The organism is Algoriphagus mannitolivorans DSM 15301, assembly GCF_000429425.1.
Taxonomy (GTDB): Bacteria; Bacteroidota; Bacteroidia; order Cytophagales; family Cyclobacteriaceae; genus Algoriphagus; species Algoriphagus mannitolivorans.
In genome coordinates this window covers 247031-262235 of sequence record NZ_AUBV01000005.1, presented here as the reverse complement: position 1 = coordinate 262235, position 15205 = coordinate 247031, and the positions used below count along the sequence as shown (strand labels likewise).

General features: G+C 43.7%; 15 protein-coding genes. 7 read left to right on the top strand and 8 right to left on the bottom strand.

Translation table 11 applies throughout. From position 1 onward, the window contains the following. The first annotated feature begins 28 nt into the window (after positions 1-28). Together G458_RS0105960 and G458_RS0105955 are read left to right on the top strand one after the other, a co-directional pair. Entirely contained in the window at positions 29-730 is a 702-nt protein-coding gene (locus tag G458_RS0105960; protein ID WP_026951096.1) for an NUDIX hydrolase, read from the top strand. A 5-nt stretch (positions 731-735) separates the two neighbouring features. Then, positions 736-2280: a carboxylesterase/lipase family protein gene (locus tag G458_RS0105955; RefSeq protein ID WP_026951095.1), complete on the top strand. Its 1545-nt coding sequence runs from the start codon at positions 736-738 to the stop codon at positions 2278-2280. Here the strand turns inward: G458_RS0105955 and G458_RS0105950 are convergent. Genes G458_RS0105950 through G458_RS0105940 form a run of 3 tightly spaced genes read right to left on the bottom strand, consistent with a single transcriptional unit; the run spans position 2258 to position 7697 of the window. After that, entirely contained in the window at positions 2258-4165 is a 1908-nt protein-coding gene (locus tag G458_RS0105950; protein ID WP_026951094.1) for a TIGR00341 family protein, read from the bottom strand. The genes G458_RS0105955 and G458_RS0105950 overlap by 23 nt on opposite strands. 26 nt (positions 4166-4191) lie before the next feature. Continuing rightward, positions 4192-6309 (bottom strand): methylmalonyl-CoA mutase, encoded by a 2118-nt coding sequence (gene scpA / locus G458_RS0105945; RefSeq protein WP_026951093.1) that lies wholly within the window; start codon positions 6307-6309, stop codon positions 4192-4194. Then, positions 6306-7697 (bottom strand): methylmalonyl-CoA mutase family protein, encoded by a 1392-nt coding sequence (locus G458_RS0105940; RefSeq protein WP_026951092.1) that lies wholly within the window; start codon positions 7695-7697, stop codon positions 6306-6308. The genes scpA and G458_RS0105940 overlap by 4 nt, the downstream gene beginning before the upstream one ends. Before the next feature lie 349 nt (positions 7698-8046). Between G458_RS0105940 and dnaA the strand changes: the two genes are divergently transcribed. Beyond that, complete coding sequence (gene dnaA / locus G458_RS0105930; RefSeq protein ID WP_026951091.1) at positions 8047-9462, top strand: chromosomal replication initiator protein DnaA; 1416 nt, start codon at positions 8047-8049, stop codon at positions 9460-9462. 59 nt (positions 9463-9521) lie between these two features. On the opposite strand, the gene G458_RS0105925 is transcribed toward dnaA, so the two are convergent. The 3 genes from G458_RS0105925 to G458_RS0105915 are packed head-to-tail and all read right to left on the bottom strand — an operon-like array spanning position 9522 to position 11670. Further along, positions 9522-10274 (bottom strand): DUF3298 and DUF4163 domain-containing protein, encoded by a 753-nt coding sequence (locus G458_RS0105925; protein WP_026951090.1) that lies wholly within the window; start codon positions 10272-10274, stop codon positions 9522-9524. Positions 10275-10276: 2 nt separating this feature from the next. Continuing rightward, positions 10277-11266 (bottom strand): methylmalonyl Co-A mutase-associated GTPase MeaB, encoded by a 990-nt coding sequence (meaB, locus tag G458_RS0105920; protein WP_035467823.1) that lies wholly within the window; start codon positions 11264-11266, stop codon positions 10277-10279. Beyond that, on the bottom strand, positions 11263-11670 hold the full coding sequence (locus tag G458_RS0105915) for a hypothetical protein (RefSeq protein WP_026951088.1): 408 nt from the start codon (positions 11668-11670) through the stop codon (positions 11263-11265). Before G458_RS0105915 ends, meaB begins: the two co-directional genes overlap by 4 nt. A 54-nt stretch (positions 11671-11724) precedes the next feature. On the opposite strand from G458_RS0105915, the gene G458_RS0105910 reads away from it, so the two are divergent. Genes G458_RS0105910 through G458_RS0105900 form a run of 3 tightly spaced genes read left to right on the top strand, consistent with a single transcriptional unit; the run spans position 11725 to position 13342 of the window. Further along, on the top strand, positions 11725-12267 hold the full coding sequence (locus G458_RS0105910; protein ID WP_026951087.1) for a CopD family protein: 543 nt from the start codon (positions 11725-11727) through the stop codon (positions 12265-12267). Next, positions 12264-12896 carry an SCO family protein gene (locus G458_RS0105905; RefSeq protein ID WP_026951086.1) on the top strand — a complete coding sequence of 211 codons (633 nt, stop codon included), beginning with the start codon at positions 12264-12266 and terminating at the stop codon, positions 12894-12896. The genes G458_RS0105910 and G458_RS0105905 overlap by 4 nt, the downstream gene beginning before the upstream one ends. Next, a complete protein-coding gene (locus G458_RS0105900) occupies positions 12893-13342 on the top strand; it encodes a c-type cytochrome (RefSeq protein ID WP_026951085.1) in 450 nt (149 codons plus the stop codon). The genes G458_RS0105905 and G458_RS0105900 overlap by 4 nt, the downstream gene beginning before the upstream one ends. On the opposite strand, the gene G458_RS0105895 is transcribed toward G458_RS0105900, so the two are convergent. Next, a complete protein-coding gene (locus tag G458_RS0105895; protein ID WP_051287060.1) occupies positions 13343-13765 on the bottom strand; it encodes a hypothetical protein in 423 nt (140 codons plus the stop codon). A gap of 127 nt (positions 13766-13892) precedes the next feature. Here G458_RS0105895 and G458_RS0105890 point away from each other — a divergent pair, with 127 nt between their 5' ends. Then, complete coding sequence (locus G458_RS0105890) at positions 13893-14714, top strand: aminotransferase class IV (RefSeq protein ID WP_026951083.1); 822 nt, start codon at positions 13893-13895, stop codon at positions 14712-14714. A 43-nt stretch (positions 14715-14757) separates the two neighbouring features. Here the strand turns inward: G458_RS0105890 and G458_RS0105885 are convergent, their stop codons facing one another. Beyond that, positions 14758-15204 (bottom strand): hypothetical protein, encoded by a 447-nt coding sequence (locus G458_RS0105885; RefSeq protein WP_026951082.1) that lies wholly within the window; start codon positions 15202-15204, stop codon positions 14758-14760. Position 15205 lies beyond the last annotated feature (1 nt).

The following is a 15205-nucleotide window of genomic DNA, read 5'->3' as shown; positions in this document are numbered from 1 at the left end:
ATTTACTTAGATACGAATTAACCTGAATATGCCATTACCTGACGTTTCCCAATTCATTCCCCACATAGCCTATGATTCTGTAGTTTTTGGTTTTTCGAAAGGAAAATTGAAAATCCTCTTGATGGAATATCATGCCACGGGTTGGTTTGCTCTGCCTGGCGGATTTGTCAGAAAAAACGAGGATTTGGAAGATGCTGTCAAGAGAGGGCTTTATGAGAGAACGGGCCTAAAAGATATTTATCTGGAGCAGTTCCAAACCTTTGGAACCAGAGAAAGACACAATCCGGAGATCATGGAAGCTATCCTAAAGGCCAATGGTCATGAAGTTCCCCGAAATTATTGGATGCTGGATCGTTTTTTTTCAGTAGCCTATTATGCTTTGATAGACCACGAAAAAGTCACTTTGACACCTGATGCTCTATCTGATTCCATTTCATGGTATGAGGTAGAAAAGCTGCCTGCACTCATCTTTGACCATGCAAAAATTGTCCAAAAAGCACTTCAAACCCTTCGTGAAAACCTAGATCGAAAACTAATCGGTGGTAATCTTCTGCCTGAAAAATTCACCATGAATGAACTTCAATCGGTGTATGAAGCCATTTTGGGCGAAAAATTACGCCGGACAAGTTTCCAGCGAAAAATGCTCAGTTTGGATATTCTGGAAAGACACGAAAAACTTTTCACCGGTAAAAGTCATAAAGCCCCTTACCTGTACAGCTTCAAATCCTAAAACCCATGGATAAACCTTTCTTCCTTTGCCTTGCCCTTTCTGGACTTTTAATTTTCTCCTGTCAATCCAAAGTAGAAAATACTCAGATATCCATAAACCAAGTAAAGGTGGAAGGAGGATTGATATCCGGAACGACCGATTCATCCGGGCAGGTTAAAATCTTTAAAGGGGTACCCTTTGCAGCACCACCTTTGGGCGACTTAAGATGGAAAGCTCCTCAACCAGTTCTTCATTGGAAAGGAATTAAGACTTGTGTTGACAATCCTCCCGCACCCATGCAAAATCCACCTGTTCCGTTTTTTGCTTGGTCAGAGGAATTTTTGATCCCAAAAGAACCCATTTCAGAGGATTGCCTCTACCTGAACATTTGGACAGCAGCAGAAAAGTCAGATGAAAAGCGTCCGGTAATGGTCTGGATCTATGGAGGAGGATTTAGCTCGGGTGGAAATACAGTACCGCTTTATGACGGAACCGATCTGGCAAGGGAAGGAATAGTTGTGGTAAACTTGAATTACCGTGTGGGTATGCTTGGCTTTTTTGCCCACCCAGAGCTTAGTGCAGAGAACCCAGAACAAACTTCTGGAAACTACGGTATTCTGGACCAAATCGCAGCCTTGGAATGGGTCAAGAAAAACATCAGTCAATTCGGTGGAGACCCGGACAATGTCACCATAGCAGGCCAGTCAGCCGGGGCTTTCAGTGTGAATGCCTTGGTCGTCTCCCCAAAAGCCAAAGGATTATTTCACAAAGCCATCGCTCAAAGCGGGGGTATGTTCAATCGAGGTTTTGGATTGGCATCGGGCTTAGCCGGGGCAGAGGAGCGGGGCAAATTGCTGCTAGACACCTTGGGAATTCCGTCCTTAGAAGCCTTGCGGAAAATCCCAGCAGACAGCCTGCTCAAGTTCCCGGGAAGATATAGCTTGGTCGTGGATGGAAAAGTGATACAGAATGCGAGGGAAAGTTTTGAAAAAGGCACTTTTTCGGATGTCCCTTTATTGACAGGATGGAATGCCGACGACCGGGTTGCTAATCCAAGTCAAATGTCTATGGCGGAGTTTAAGGCAAACGCGAAAAAACAATTTGGTGGCAGGGCTGGAGAATACCTGGAACTTTTCCCGGCCGAAAGTCCGGAACAATTGGCAGAGACTCAAGCCATGATCAGCACTTTGTTTTTTGGTCTCCAAAACTATACTTGGGCAAAAATGCAAAGTGAAAAAGGCCAAAAGGACGCTTACATGTACTTTTTCTCCAGAATCCCTCCCGGAGAACCCAACTATGGAGCTTTTCATTCAGCAGAATTCAGCTATGCTTTGCATACCCTGAGAAACTGGAATCGACCTTTTGAACCGGAGGATTATGAACTGGAAAAACTCATGTCCTCTTATTGGGTCAACTTTGTAAAAACCGGAAACCCTAATAGGGAAGGCCTTCCAGTTTGGCCTGTTTTTGCACCAGAAGATCCCTTGGTCATGGATTTTGGCCTTGAAGTCAGGACAAGAGCCTTGCCCTTTTGGGCACAAATGAAGTTTATGGAGAGTCTGAATCGTTAGTAAGAGTTACCACCTCTACTCCCAGCCTCAACTCCAACTGTACAGGTTCATTTAGCTTCTCCTGAATCTCTTTTTGAATCTGTAAAAAATCCTGCTCATGAAGTTCGCGGTCAGAAAGAATCGTGAGGGAAAGCCGTAATGGGCTGAGATTCAAAACCCGAACGTCCCTCAAAAGCCCATGCGGAATATCTTTTCCACTTAGACTTTGGATAATTTTATTCTCCTGGACCATCTTAGAAAAACTCCAGATCAAAGGAGCTGCAACCAGAAGAAAGATCGCCAGTGAAATCAATAGTCCTTTTTTGGCAATTTGGAAGGGACTGAAACCCAGCACCAAAAAGGTCATGGCCGCAGCCATCACTATCCCTGCCAAGTTGGTGCCCAAAAGCAATGCCGCTCCCCAGAAAATATTCCAGTCTCCCCAGCCTAAGCCAATCCCCGTCACGGCCAGCGGGGGTACCAAAGCTACGGAAATCGCTACCCCAGCCAGAGTTTTGGCGATTTCCTCCCGGGAATAAGCAAATGCTCCTGCAATTCCAGAGGCCACCGCAATTCCCAAATCCAGTAAATTTGGCCGTATTCTGGCCAAAATCTCACTTGTTGGAGTCTTCAATGGAGTGATCCAAGTAATTAATACAGCAAAAAACAAACCCAGACAAACTCCCCAGAATATGGTAATCAAGCTTCCTTTGATCAAAACCTCATCTTGCCGGAGCGCACCCATGGCTAAGGAAATGATCGGACCCATCAAAGGTGCCAAAATCATTGCCCCAATCACCACGGGTCCAGAATCCCCGAACAACCCAAACGTGGCGATCAAGGTGGACAAAGCCATCAAAACCATGTAATTCGTGGTCGTTTGGGAATTTTCCCGAATCATCGAAAACAGCTCTTTGAATTCCTCAGTGGTTGCATGCCTAGCCCATGGAAGGTACCTTTTGGTCAATTCCTCCTTAAGCCTTCCGGTAGGCAGTCTTCCAAGATTTACTTCCTTCTGCTGCTTTTCAGATTCTTTGGTATCCTCAAACCCGGTAAATACAGGAAGCTTTTTTTCGGAGAGGCTCAGGCTTACAGATTTCTCCTTGGACTCTTGTCCATCCAATCCCAATTGCATCTCCTCTTCACCTATAATCTCCACCTCAGAGGTAGAGAGATAAGCAACAAAATCAGGGATTCTGCCACCCTTTACCGGGAAAAACAGATTTTGAAGCCCAAAGCTGATCAAGGAAAAAAGACTTTTGGGAGCAAAAATGATCAAGTGGATCAGTCCATCATTCAAACCGGAATTTTGGATCAGTCTTTTAAAAACGATGTTGCTTTCATTGTGGGCAACCGCCAATAATCCCATTGCGGCAATCTCCAGAGATTTTTCTTCCTCTCCGACTTTATATTTTACGGTATAGGATTGAAGTTTGACCTTCCTGAATAGTTCCAGAAATCTGAAAAACCTCGTTTTGAAGGTTTTGAAAAATCCCTCCTCCACCCGGTCGTATAGGATCCCCAATCTGTCTCCGATGACGAGGGAGTTGAAGCATGGCACTTCATTGACCATCAACAGGTCCAAGGGTTGTATTCTTTCGTTTTCTTCGAGTTGCTCAAATACCTCCTTTTTGGAGCCCTTTACCCCAAAGGATTTGGCAAGGCTTTTTAATTCTGGATGAGGGAGGAATACGATTTTAGCCGATTTTTCCGGAGCTTGTATCAGCAACTCCCTTCCTTGCTTATCGGAGACCCAAAAAAGCAAAAGATCCCTCTCGGAATACTTGTCCCAAGAGAAATCAACAATTCGTACTTTTTCTTTGGGCGCAGGATCTAGCTTTTCAAAGAATGAATCAAGCTCTTCTTTTTCCAGATCCTGATCGTAAATCAAATAGAATGCATCCATGCCCAAAGTGTGTAAGAGGAACTAGCTCAACTCGTTTCCATTAATTTTTCCAAAATCTCTATGGCCGCCTCAGATAGCACAGTACCAGGGCCAAAAACGGCGGCTACTCCGGATTCAAACAGGAATTCATAGTCTTTGGTAGGAATTACTCCCCCAGCCACGACGAGGATATCCGGACGTCCCAGATTTTTTAATTCCTGGATCAACTGCGGAATCAAAGTTTTATGCCCTGCAGCCAAAGAAGAAGCTCCCACCAAATGAACATCATTTTCAACGGCCTGCTGGGCCACTTCCTCTGGGGTTTGGAAGAGAGGTCCGATATCCACATCGAAGCCCAAATCCGCGAAACCGGTGGCAATGACTTTTGCACCGCGATCATGCCCATCCTGTCCCATTTTAGCTACCAAAATCCTTGGTCTTCTCCCCTCCGCTTCTGCAAAACGGTCAGATAATTCCTGCGCTTTTTTGAAAGATTCCTGATTTTTCACTTCTGAAGCATATACTCCTGAAATGGCCTGAGTCTGGGCTTTATGTCGTCCAAATGCTTCTTCCATTGCCAGGGAGATTTCACCTAAAGTAGCTCTTTTTCGTGCAGCATCCACCGCCAGCTCCAGTAAATTCCCCACTCCGGATTTCGCTGCTTCTGTGATTTTTTGCAATGCCAAATCCACTTGATCCTGCTTGCGGGATGCTTTTACGGATTGGATGCGCTTGATTTGGGATTCTCGGACGGATTGATTATCCACTTCCAGCAATTCGATCTGAGTTGCCTCATTGATCTGGTACCGGTTTACTCCCACTATTATATCTCTGCCACTATCAATTCTGGCTTGCTTTCGGGCAGCTGCTTCTTCGATCCTCAGCTTCGGCAAACCAGCTTCAATCGCCTTCGCCATTCCTCCCATTTCTTCAACTTCCTCAATCAAGGACCAAGCTCTTTGCACCAACTGATCGGTAAGGTATTCCACATAGTAGGAACCTCCCCAGGGATCTACGACCTTGGTAATTCCGGTTTCTTCCTGCAAAACCAACTGGGTATTTCTGGCAATCCGGGCAGAAAAATCTGTCGGTAAAGCGATGGCCTCATCCAGAGAATTGGTGTGCAGGGACTGCGTATGGCCCATCGCTGCTCCGAGGGCTTCCACGGCTGTACGAGTCACATTATTGTAGGGATCTTGCTCAGTCAGTGACCAGCCTGAAGTCTGGCAGTGCGTTCGGAGAGCTAGGGATTTAGGATCCTTGGGATTGAATTGATTGACAATTTTAGCCCAAAGCAGTCTTCCTGCTCTCATTTTGGCTATTTCCATGAAATAGTTCATGCCTATAGCCCAGAAGAAAGATAGCCGAGGAGCAAAATCATCAATGTCCAATCCTGCCTTGATCCCAGTTCTGAGGTATTCCAAACCATCCGCCAAAGTGTAGGCCAACTCCAAATCCGCAGTGGCTCCTGCCTCCTGCATATGATAACCAGAAATGGAAATAGAATTGAATTTAGGCATATACTTCGAGGTAAATTCGAAGATATCTCCGATGATCCGCATGCTCGGTTGGGGAGGATAGATGTAAGTATTCCTCACCATAAACTCTTTCAAAATATCATTCTGGATTGTACCGGAAAGTTTTTCAGGAACGACTCCCTGCTCCTCAGCTGCTACGATATAAAATGCCAGTATCGGAATCACGGCCCCATTCATGGTCATGGAAACAGACATTTCATCCAATGGAATCTGATCGAAGAGGATTTTCATATCCTCCACCGAATCAATGGCCACCCCTGCCTTTCCGACATCTCCCTGTACCCGGGGGTGATCAGAATCATAACCTCTGTGGGTAGCAAGATCAAAAGCTACTGAAAGCCCTTTTTGGCCCGCCGCCAAATTTCTTCGGTAAAAGGCATTGGACTCTTCGGCGGTGGAAAACCCTGCATATTGGCGAATGGTCCAAGGTCTTTGCACATACATGGTGCTGTAGGGTCCTCTCAGAAACGGAGGAACTCCGGCTCCAAAATGTAACTGCGGTAATTCCAGAAGTTGTTTCGCTTGGAAAAACTCCGGAACGCTTATTTTTTCTGGGGATTCCCAGGAATGTTCTGCTTTAGGAAAATCAGTTCCCAAGGAATTCCATTTGCTGAAGTCAGGTCTCATAGGGAAGGTTGATTTTGAAGTTCAAATAAATAAGTGGCTCTCGTTGGCTTCATTTCAAAAGATTTCTCCTCAAAAACCTCAAAATCATACTCATTTTTGAGCTTGTCGGAAGCAGGATATTTGTTTGCTCCCACTTTGATTCTTTTCTGGTCCAAGAGTTCGGATTGGATTTTTTGTCGGTGGGCACGAACAGCCTGATGGATTTTGCCTGTTTCCAATGCCTCAAGCCATCCCCCTTTCTTCTCCAGGTTTTGCAAATTCTCCTTCAGATATTCCAGAATCGTCGGCGTCAGATTCTCCATAAAATAGGAACCTGCTGCAGGATCCATTACTTTATCCAAGTTTGCTTCTTCCCGCAAAATGGTAGAAACATTCCGGGCAATCCTCCTATCCAATTCGCCGGCGCTTTCTTCCTGAAAGGGTTTTATCCATAGGAAATTAGCCCCTCCAAGTACTCCTGCCATGGCTTCGTAAGTTTGACGGATCAAATTGGTATTCACGTCAAGAATTGACTTGGACCAATGGGAGGTCTGGCATAGAAGCTCAATATTTTCCGGCTTTAAATTCAATCCATACCCAGCTGCCAGTTGAACCGCCGCTAGTCTGAATGCTTTCAATCGGGCAATTTCACCGAAGTGGGAATCTCCCACAGAAACCTCCAGGAGCATTTTCTTAAAAATAGCTTCAGTATCACTCCCGGATTTATCAATCAATTCCATCAGCTCTCCATAAGAAAACACCAAGGCATCCAGAGGATTGGAGCCAGATTCAGAATATCTGGAAGACTGGATCGAGAAACTTTTGAAATTAGAATAGGTCTCTGTGAGCTCCATCACTTCAGAGAATACCTCCAAAGCGAGAGAGTACTTTTCGTTTTGTTCAAAAACCATATCCGAAGGGCTCCAAAGAAACCCGCCTTTTAATTGCTCCGGCTGGATTCCCGACTTTTCTACCCAGGTTAAAAATTGCCCTAAGATCTGAAGGGGATTACCTACCGGCTTGATATGCATGCTTATATATTCCGGCTGAACTGCCTTGAGCAATTCCTCAAGATCCTCATATCCATTGAGGTGTAAAACCAGCCCTTCTGCTCCGTTTTCCAGTGAATGGAGAATATCCTTATTGGAATCCCCCGCCAGGACACTCACGACGTTGCTCCAATTTCTTGGTGGCATTCCGGGAATTTCGAGAGGAGAATGGAATCGTACTTGGGAAGAAATACTTTCCTTTAAATCTTCCAGGGTATAAAATGGATCTAAGTCTATCTTCTCCCAAAGTTTGGATTTCAGCGCGAGACCAAAGTCTTTTCCTTTTAAGTCCTTGGTAGCCTGCTTGATCCACTCTTCTTTGGAAACTGGAACAAACTCAGAAAAAAGTGAATGTATCATATTTGGGTTTTTGCTTGATTCAAAAATAACCAATCCCTGAATTATACCTATTTTCAAGAATAATAAGCGCTCTGGAATTCCATCCGAATTTTCTACTCCTGTAGGACCACCTGTAAAAAGCGCCCTAATAACTAATTGATCAGCTTATTACGAAAAAAAAGAGATTTATTTCATCCATTCGAATCTTCCTAGCATGAAATTGGTGACAGAATATTCTTTGGGAAAAGATTTTGATTCACGGAATTTTGAATTTTTCAAGGGATTTTAGATTTTTTATTTAAGTTAATTTTCCACAAATTTGACCCCCTTCCCTATAAACGGATCAACCTTTTTTGAAGCAAACCAGTAGATGAGTTCAGAAGCTAATGCGGTATGGAATGAATGTTTACGTGTGATCGAACAACACGTGAACGAGCAGAGCTTTTCTACTTGGTTTAGGCCTATTCAGCCTGTCAAACTTGAAGGCTCCAGCCTTACCATTCAAGTTCCCAGTCAATTCTTCTATGAGTGGCTTGAGGACAACTACGTCCAAGTCCTAAAACTGGCTATTAAAAGCACTTTGGGACAAAGCGGACGATTGGAATACGCTGTCGTTGTAGACAAGGGAAATTCATCCAATCAGCCAATTGCGGTATCCTATCCACAGGGGAATAATGCCAACAAAAAGCCTGCGCCTTCTCAGGAGGTAAAGACTCCCTTTGAAATGCAATCCCTGAATGCAGATATGCTGACGCAAAGCAATCTGAATCCCAATTACACATTTAGCACCTACATAGAAGGAGATTGTAACAGGTTGGCTAGATCTGCAGGTTTTGCGGTCGCCACCAAGCCCGGGATTACTTCCTTCAACCCTCTCATGGTCTATGGCGGTGTTGGTTTGGGAAAAACCCACCTCGTTCAGGCCATTGGGAATGAAATCAAAAACAGTCCCGAAGAGAAGTTTGTCCTTTATGTATCATCTGAAAAATTCGTGAACCAATTCATGGATTCCATTAAAGATGGAAACGTGAAGAGCTTCACCAATTTCTACATGCAGGTGGATGTGCTGATCATTGATGATATTCAGTTCCTTGCAGGAAAAGACCGGACTCAGGAGATGTTTTTCCACATCTTCAACCACCTTCATCAGAATAAGAAGCAAATCATCATGACTTCAGATTGCCCTCCCAGGGATCTGAAAGGCTTGGAGGAGCGACTACTTTCCCGATTTAAGTGGGGTTTGACGGCAGACTTGCAAATGCCTGATTTCGAAACCAGAGTTGCAATCATCCGAAGGAAAATGCAATCCGAGGGGATTTATATTCCTGATGATGTGGTTGAGTATTTGGCTTATACTGTAGATACCAATGTCAGGGAACTGGAAGGAATTCTGATTTCTCTTATTGCACATGCTTCCCTCAACAGAGTCGAGATCAGTCTTGAGCTCTCCAAAACGGTGATCAAAAACTTCATCAAAGACATCGAAACTGAGGTCGGCATTGACTTTATTCAAAAGTCCGTTTCTGAATACTTCAGTATCCATGTGGATGATTTGAAGGCAAAAACCAGAAAGAAAGAAATCGTGATTGCCCGTCAGGTTGCCATGTATTTTTCTAAGGAATTCACCAACCACTCCCTCAAGTCAATAGGTTATCATTTCGGGGGGCGGGATCACAGTACTGTCATTCATGCGGTACAAACCGTCAATGATATGATGGAAACGGACACCAGCTTCCGGAATTCCGTGAATGAGCTTAAAAAGAAATTCAAGATCAGATCTTATTGATTTGAGATTGAAGATTTGAAATTTGAGATTGATTCAAATTTCAAATTTTTCACTCCCTCTTACCAGCGAACCAGCTCACCCAATTCTTCCCGGGTAAACTCCAATTCGGTAAAGCCCATCACAAAGGGCCCAATTTCATAAGGGACGTAAATAATCTTGAATTTACCTTTTTCAAATCCCATGGAATTGGCCAGAAAAAACCCGGTATCTGGAAGAAAAAATCTTCCATCTTCCTCCAAAGTAACTCCAGTTTCCACTTCGTGAAATTCCCGGAATTTCTTCTCCGCAAAAGCTAATAATTTCGCTTGATCCCTCACTATTTGATCCCGGGAGAGACGCTTCCCTGTGATCACATCTAGGTTCAAAAAGTTCTGCCCATAACCTGGATGAGCTCCACCCATATACTGCATCCAGTCCAAGGAAACACTAAGCGTACTGTCAGATTGATACGACACATCAGCTTCAATATTGACCTCCCATGCTCCATAAGCCTCTGGAAACTCACTTTTGAATTCCAAATAGGATTGAAAATACTGAGCAATCAGGGTATCCCGGTTTGAAGAGGAAGATTCTCCAAACATCAGCATGTTGGTAACCTCTTTCCCTATGATTTCATTGATTTGATTGGAGAGCTCCGGACCGGATGCAATCGGCCAAACCAATCTCATTTTTGCGCACTCCTCACCTGAACATTTCTCCTGAACCAAGGAATCGAGAGAAAAAGTCAAAGTTTCCACTTCATCCGTATTGGCTGTTTTTTTGGGAGAGCAGGAAATCATCCAAATCATTAAGGGTAAAATCAAGTATTTCATCTTCAGGAATTTGAGAACATCAAGTGAATCAATTTTTTGGCCAAAGTCCCCGGATTCAATTCTCCAGACTGTACTCTCGGGCGTTCGAGCTCCAACATTTTCTTGACTTTTGGATTTTTCTGAAAAGTCTGGCCCAACAAAAACTGGATTTGGTCTTCCAGCCAATTCAAACGCTGAACAGATCTATTGGACATCCAAAACCCATTGGATTTCATTTTAGCCTCGTATTCCAAAATCAAATCCCAAACTTTTTCCAAGCCAAAACCGCTTATTGAAGAGGCCAGCAGAACTTGAGTTTGCCAGCTTTTCCCAGATTCTGCGAATAAATGCAGGGCATTTTGGTAATTAGCTTTTGCCTTCCGGCTTTGCTCAAAATTATCTCCATCTGCTTTGTGGATTACAAGCGCATCAGCCATTTCCATAATTCCTTTTTTTATTCCCTGAAGCTCGTCTCCAGCTCCAGAGAGCATCAGTAAAAGGAAAAAATCAACCATGTTTTTCACAGCAGTTTCGCTTTGCCCCACGCCCACCGTTTCGACCAATATCACATCAAAACCGGCCGCCTCGCATAAAAGCATGGACTCACGGGTAGCGCCACTGACGCCACCTAAAGTTTTTCCTGACGGACTGGGTCTCACAAAAGCTCTTTTGTCTGTGGAAAGCCCCTCCATTCGGGTCTTATCTCCTAAAATACTGCCTCGGGTCAGTTGACTACTCGGGTCAACAGCCAGAACGGCGACTTTTTTTCCTTGATCCAAAAGCATTTTGCCAAAGGCTTCGATAAACGTACTTTTCCCTACCCCAGGCACTCCTGTTATTCCAATTCGGATAGAATTTCCGGAATGAGGCAAGATGGATTGGACTAATTCTGAAGCAAGGCCTTGATCCGATTCAAGAGAACTTTCCACCAAAGTGATTGCCTGGCTTAGCAGGACCCGATCTCCTGATAAGATCCCTTTTTGGTAGGTTTCTGGGGAATGCCTTTTTCTCATTGCTGTACTAATTCAAACCTGCCTTCCCCCATAGGAGTTTTTTCAAATTTCCCCAGAAGAAAGGGGGCTAGTTCCTCCGAAAAATAGGGTTCCTTGGGATTAAGCAGAACTTTTTCTGAGACTTCTTGCCCAAAGAAAAAGACCAAAGTTCTCCCGTATTTGGTATGAGGCTGCATATCAGCATACTCACGCATGTACTCCGGAGTATTGTCTTTCAGAGATCTAATGGCATATATTCTTAGGACAGGCCCGGTATTATTTTCATTTCGGTAAAATCCAATCTCCTCAAAATCATTTGCAAACCGCTCTAAGCCGGGGTTTGAAAAGCTGGACCGGATGATTTGGATCAACAGAAACAGTACTACTACTCCGAGCAGATAGAAAATGACTTTATTCCTTTTCAAAAACTTTTAAGGGTTTACGGGGTTTAGGCCTTAATTTAGCCCAAAATTCTGACAATGGGTTTCGAGTACGTCAAAGCACTTCATATCATTTTTGTGGTGACCTGGTTTGCAGGGCTTTTCTATATCGTGCGTCTGTTTATTTATCAGACCGAGGCCCTTGAAAAACCCGAATCCGAACGAAAAATCCTCAAACCTCAGCTGGACTTGATGGCATCACGTCTTTGGTATATCATCACCTGGCCCTCGGCGGTTTTGACGCTAATCTTTGGAGCCTGGGTCATTAGCTACCGATGGGGATTTATGGAGCAGGGATTTATGCAGGCCAAGCTTGGTTTTGTTTTGCTGCTCTATGTTTACCATGGATTCTCTCATGTTATTTTCAAAGAATTACAGGCCGGAAAAGCCCGATGGAACTCCACCAAACTTCGGATATGGAACGAAGTGAGCACAATATTACTTTTTGCTATAGTGTTTCTGATCGTTTTGAAGAATACCCTAAGCATGGTTTGGGGCATTGCCGGCCTTTTGGGACTCGGAATTCTTCTGATGCTTGGGATTAAAGTTTACAAAAATTATAGAACCAAAAAGGGACAATGAAAATCTCTCAATTTCTTCTGATATCCGGAATTGCATTGACTTTTGCCTGCAATTCCAAAACTGAAAATGGCGCAAGTCCGCTTGAACTTCCTATCCTGGGAGAGCGATATGTGGATGATAACCAAGACACGGTATATCACAAAATTGCTGATTTTGCCTTTATCAATCAGCTGGGGGACACCATCAGTAATGAGGACCTTGCCGGAAAAGTATATGTCGCTGATTTCTTTTTCACCACCTGCCCGACTATCTGTCCTATTATGAAAAAGGAAATGCTCAGAGTTTATGAAAAATTCCAGGGCAACCCAGAGTTTATGATTCTCAGCCATAGCATTGATCCTACTCATGATACCCAGGAAGTCTTGAAAGATTACGCTGAAAAATTGGGAATTGAGGATGCGAAAACCTGGAATTTCCTGACAGGTGATCAGGAGAAAATCTTTGAGATCGGTCAAACGAGCTATTTAACCACAGCCATGGCGGATCAGGCTGAGCCGGGAGGATTTTTGCACAGTGGAGCTTTTTTATTGGTAGATCAGAAAGGTCATATCCGGGGAGTCTATGATGGCACCAAATCAGATCAGGTGGACCGACTACTCAATGATATCCCTAAGTTGTTGACAAAATGAGACTCTTTTTCTGCTTAATTTTCCTAATCGGTATTTCTTCCTGCAGTCCAAAACCCAGCAGCGAGGAAAATACGCTGGCCCAAATTTCAGACCCGGAGGTCATGAAGTATGCCGTCAATGGGAAAAGGCTGTATGAAAATTACTGCGCCAACTGTCATCAAAGTGACGGTTCCGGGCTAGGACAATTGATTCCTCCGCTGAAAAACGCGGATTATTTCAAGGAAAGTATCCACCGAACAGCATGGATCATCCGAAATGGGCAAGAAGGGCCGATCAAGGTCAACGGCACTATTTACAATCAAAAAATGCCCGGGAATCCCAGTCTGAAACCATTGGATATTGCCCAAATAGTGACCTATCTGTACAATATCTGGGAAATGGAAGAAGGAGTAATTTCAGCTCCGGAGGTTGAAAAATTCCTCAAAACCCCGCCGGATAATCTTTAATTATTTTTTCAACAAGGAATCTGCTTTTTCCAAGGCAGATTTGATGTCTTGATTCACCAAGCTTACTTTTTTCATCTGCTCTTCTAGGTAAGCCTTCACCTCTTCAGGGGTTTTTTCCCCATCTTCTACATCATACTGCCTCATCCAAACAAACATGCTTTCGTATGCCTGATCCAGCTGAGTTGCAAGCTCTTTTAGGGCTACTATTCTGGCAGAATCTGGTTCTGAAGAATTGGCCAAATCCTCCGCCATTTGAAGAGAGGATTTCTCAAGAGACTTGAGCTGCCCCATCTTTGGCATCACTTCATCATGAACGGCAATAACCTCTTCTCGGAGTTTTTTATTGGCGTCTATTTGACTATTTCCACAGGATTGAAAAATAAGAGAAAATCCTAAAGCAATACAAATCAGGAAGTTTTTCATAAAAGCTGAGTTTACATACGTCAAAGTTACAATTTAATCTTATTTAAATTACACTAAATATCCAAAAAGTCTTCCTGTGTTTTCTCTTTTCATTGGCTAATTTAGCATTTGGAAAACAAGCCTGTTTATGAAACCATTTTGCTTTGCCGACGGTAGTATCATCCCTTCTGAAAAAGCCACCATTCACCCGATGGATCTCGGATTGATCCGTGGATATGGAATTTTCGACTTTTTCAGAACCAACAATTACAAGCCTATTTTTTTGGAAGACTATCTAGATCGGTTTATGGCTTCGGCAGAGAAAACCCATATTCCTTTCAACTACAGCAGAGAGGATTTGAGAAAAATAATCGCAGAGCTTATTGAGAAAAATGACCTCAAGCAAGGCGGAGTCCGAATGGTTCTCAGCGGAGGGCTTTCTGAAAATCACTTCTCCCCAGCAGATGGAAAACTGTTTATCTTCTGCGAAAATCTTGATTTTCCTGCTGAAGAAAAATACAAGCTTGGCATTAAGCTTTTGACATTAGAATACGTCAGGCCGATTGCGGAAATCAAAACCACCAATTATGCTTTACCGGTCTGGCACAGCTATCACTGGAAAAGACTGGGAGCGGAGGATGTTCTCTATCACTGGGACGGCTTGGTCAGTGAAAGTTCCAGAAGTAATTTTTTCATTGTCAAAAAAGGCGTGATCCATACGCCTGATCAGCATATTTTAATGGGAATCACCCGAAAGAACATTTTAAAAATCGCAGGAGAGGTCATCATCAGACCGGTTTCTTTAGAGGATGTTTGGGAAGCCGATGAAGCTTTTATCAGCAGCACCACCAAAGTGCTTCTGCCTGTCACCCAAATTGATGACAGAAAAATCGGAGACGGAAAAGTTGGTCCGGTGACCCAGGGAATTCTGGAAAAGTTCCGGAACTATGAAAGAGAATTGATCGGATAAGGATCCGAAAAGCAAAAAAAGCTTCCCGAAGGAAGCTTTTTTATTACATGATCAATTCCGCATCTTTAAGAATATACATCAGTTTCTCCGGGTCTTTGGCATTCAGGGTAAGCTTACCTCGTACTTTTACCCGCTTGGATGTGTATTGGATCGGCTTGGCAAGCATTACTTCCATAACCGTTTCAGGGCCACCCGAACCACAAAAGAAGCATTCCGCCAAGGGAAGACTGGAAAGAATGATGTGATTAGGCTTAAACATACCTTCAAATGGAATGATATATCCATCCGCTTCCACAACTTTCCCTTCCAACTTTTTGATATTGTCTGAGAAAACCGGAACATATAGCTCTCCAAACTGATCTTCTCCAATTTTATAAGTCACTTCGGAAAGACTCTTCCAAACCCCTTGAGCCTGAGCTTGGAAGGACCCAAAACTCATCATGGCTATCAAAAACAAACTTCCGAATACGGCAACTTTTTTCATTTTCATT

What these genes read in the sequence shown, in the direction of transcription:
- scpA (WP_026951093.1), bottom strand. Translation starts at nt 6,309, where the DNA reads ATGAGACCTGACTTCAGCAAATGGAATTCCTTGGGAACTGATTTTCCT.
- G458_RS0105960 (WP_026951096.1), top strand. Translation starts at nt 29, where the DNA reads ATGCCATTACCTGACGTTTCCCAATTCATTCCCCACATAGCCTATGAT.
- G458_RS0105950 (WP_026951094.1), bottom strand. Translation starts at nt 4,165, where the DNA reads ATGGATGCATTCTATTTGATTTACGATCAGGATCTGGAAAAAGAAGAG.
- dnaA (WP_026951091.1), top strand. Translation starts at nt 8,047, where the DNA reads ATGAGTTCAGAAGCTAATGCGGTATGGAATGAATGTTTACGTGTGATC.
- G458_RS0105955 (WP_026951095.1), top strand. Translation starts at nt 736, where the DNA reads ATGGATAAACCTTTCTTCCTTTGCCTTGCCCTTTCTGGACTTTTAATT.
- G458_RS0105895 (WP_051287060.1), bottom strand. Translation starts at nt 13,765, where the DNA reads ATGAAAAACTTCCTGATTTGTATTGCTTTAGGATTTTCTCTTATTTTT.
- G458_RS0105890 (WP_026951083.1), top strand. Translation starts at nt 13,893, where the DNA reads ATGAAACCATTTTGCTTTGCCGACGGTAGTATCATCCCTTCTGAAAAA.
- G458_RS0105905 (WP_026951086.1), top strand. Translation starts at nt 12,264, where the DNA reads ATGAAAATCTCTCAATTTCTTCTGATATCCGGAATTGCATTGACTTTT.
- G458_RS0105910 (WP_026951087.1), top strand. Translation starts at nt 11,725, where the DNA reads ATGGGTTTCGAGTACGTCAAAGCACTTCATATCATTTTTGTGGTGACC.
- G458_RS0105925 (WP_026951090.1), bottom strand. Translation starts at nt 10,274, where the DNA reads ATGAAATACTTGATTTTACCCTTAATGATTTGGATGATTTCCTGCTCT.
- G458_RS0105885 (WP_026951082.1), bottom strand. Translation starts at nt 15,204, where the DNA reads ATGAAAATGAAAAAAGTTGCCGTATTCGGAAGTTTGTTTTTGATAGCC.
- meaB (WP_035467823.1), bottom strand. Translation starts at nt 11,266, where the DNA reads ATGAGAAAAAGGCATTCCCCAGAAACCTACCAAAAAGGGATCTTATCA.
- G458_RS0105900 (WP_026951085.1), top strand. Translation starts at nt 12,893, where the DNA reads ATGAGACTCTTTTTCTGCTTAATTTTCCTAATCGGTATTTCTTCCTGC.
- G458_RS0105940 (WP_026951092.1), bottom strand. Translation starts at nt 7,697, where the DNA reads ATGATACATTCACTTTTTTCTGAGTTTGTTCCAGTTTCCAAAGAAGAG.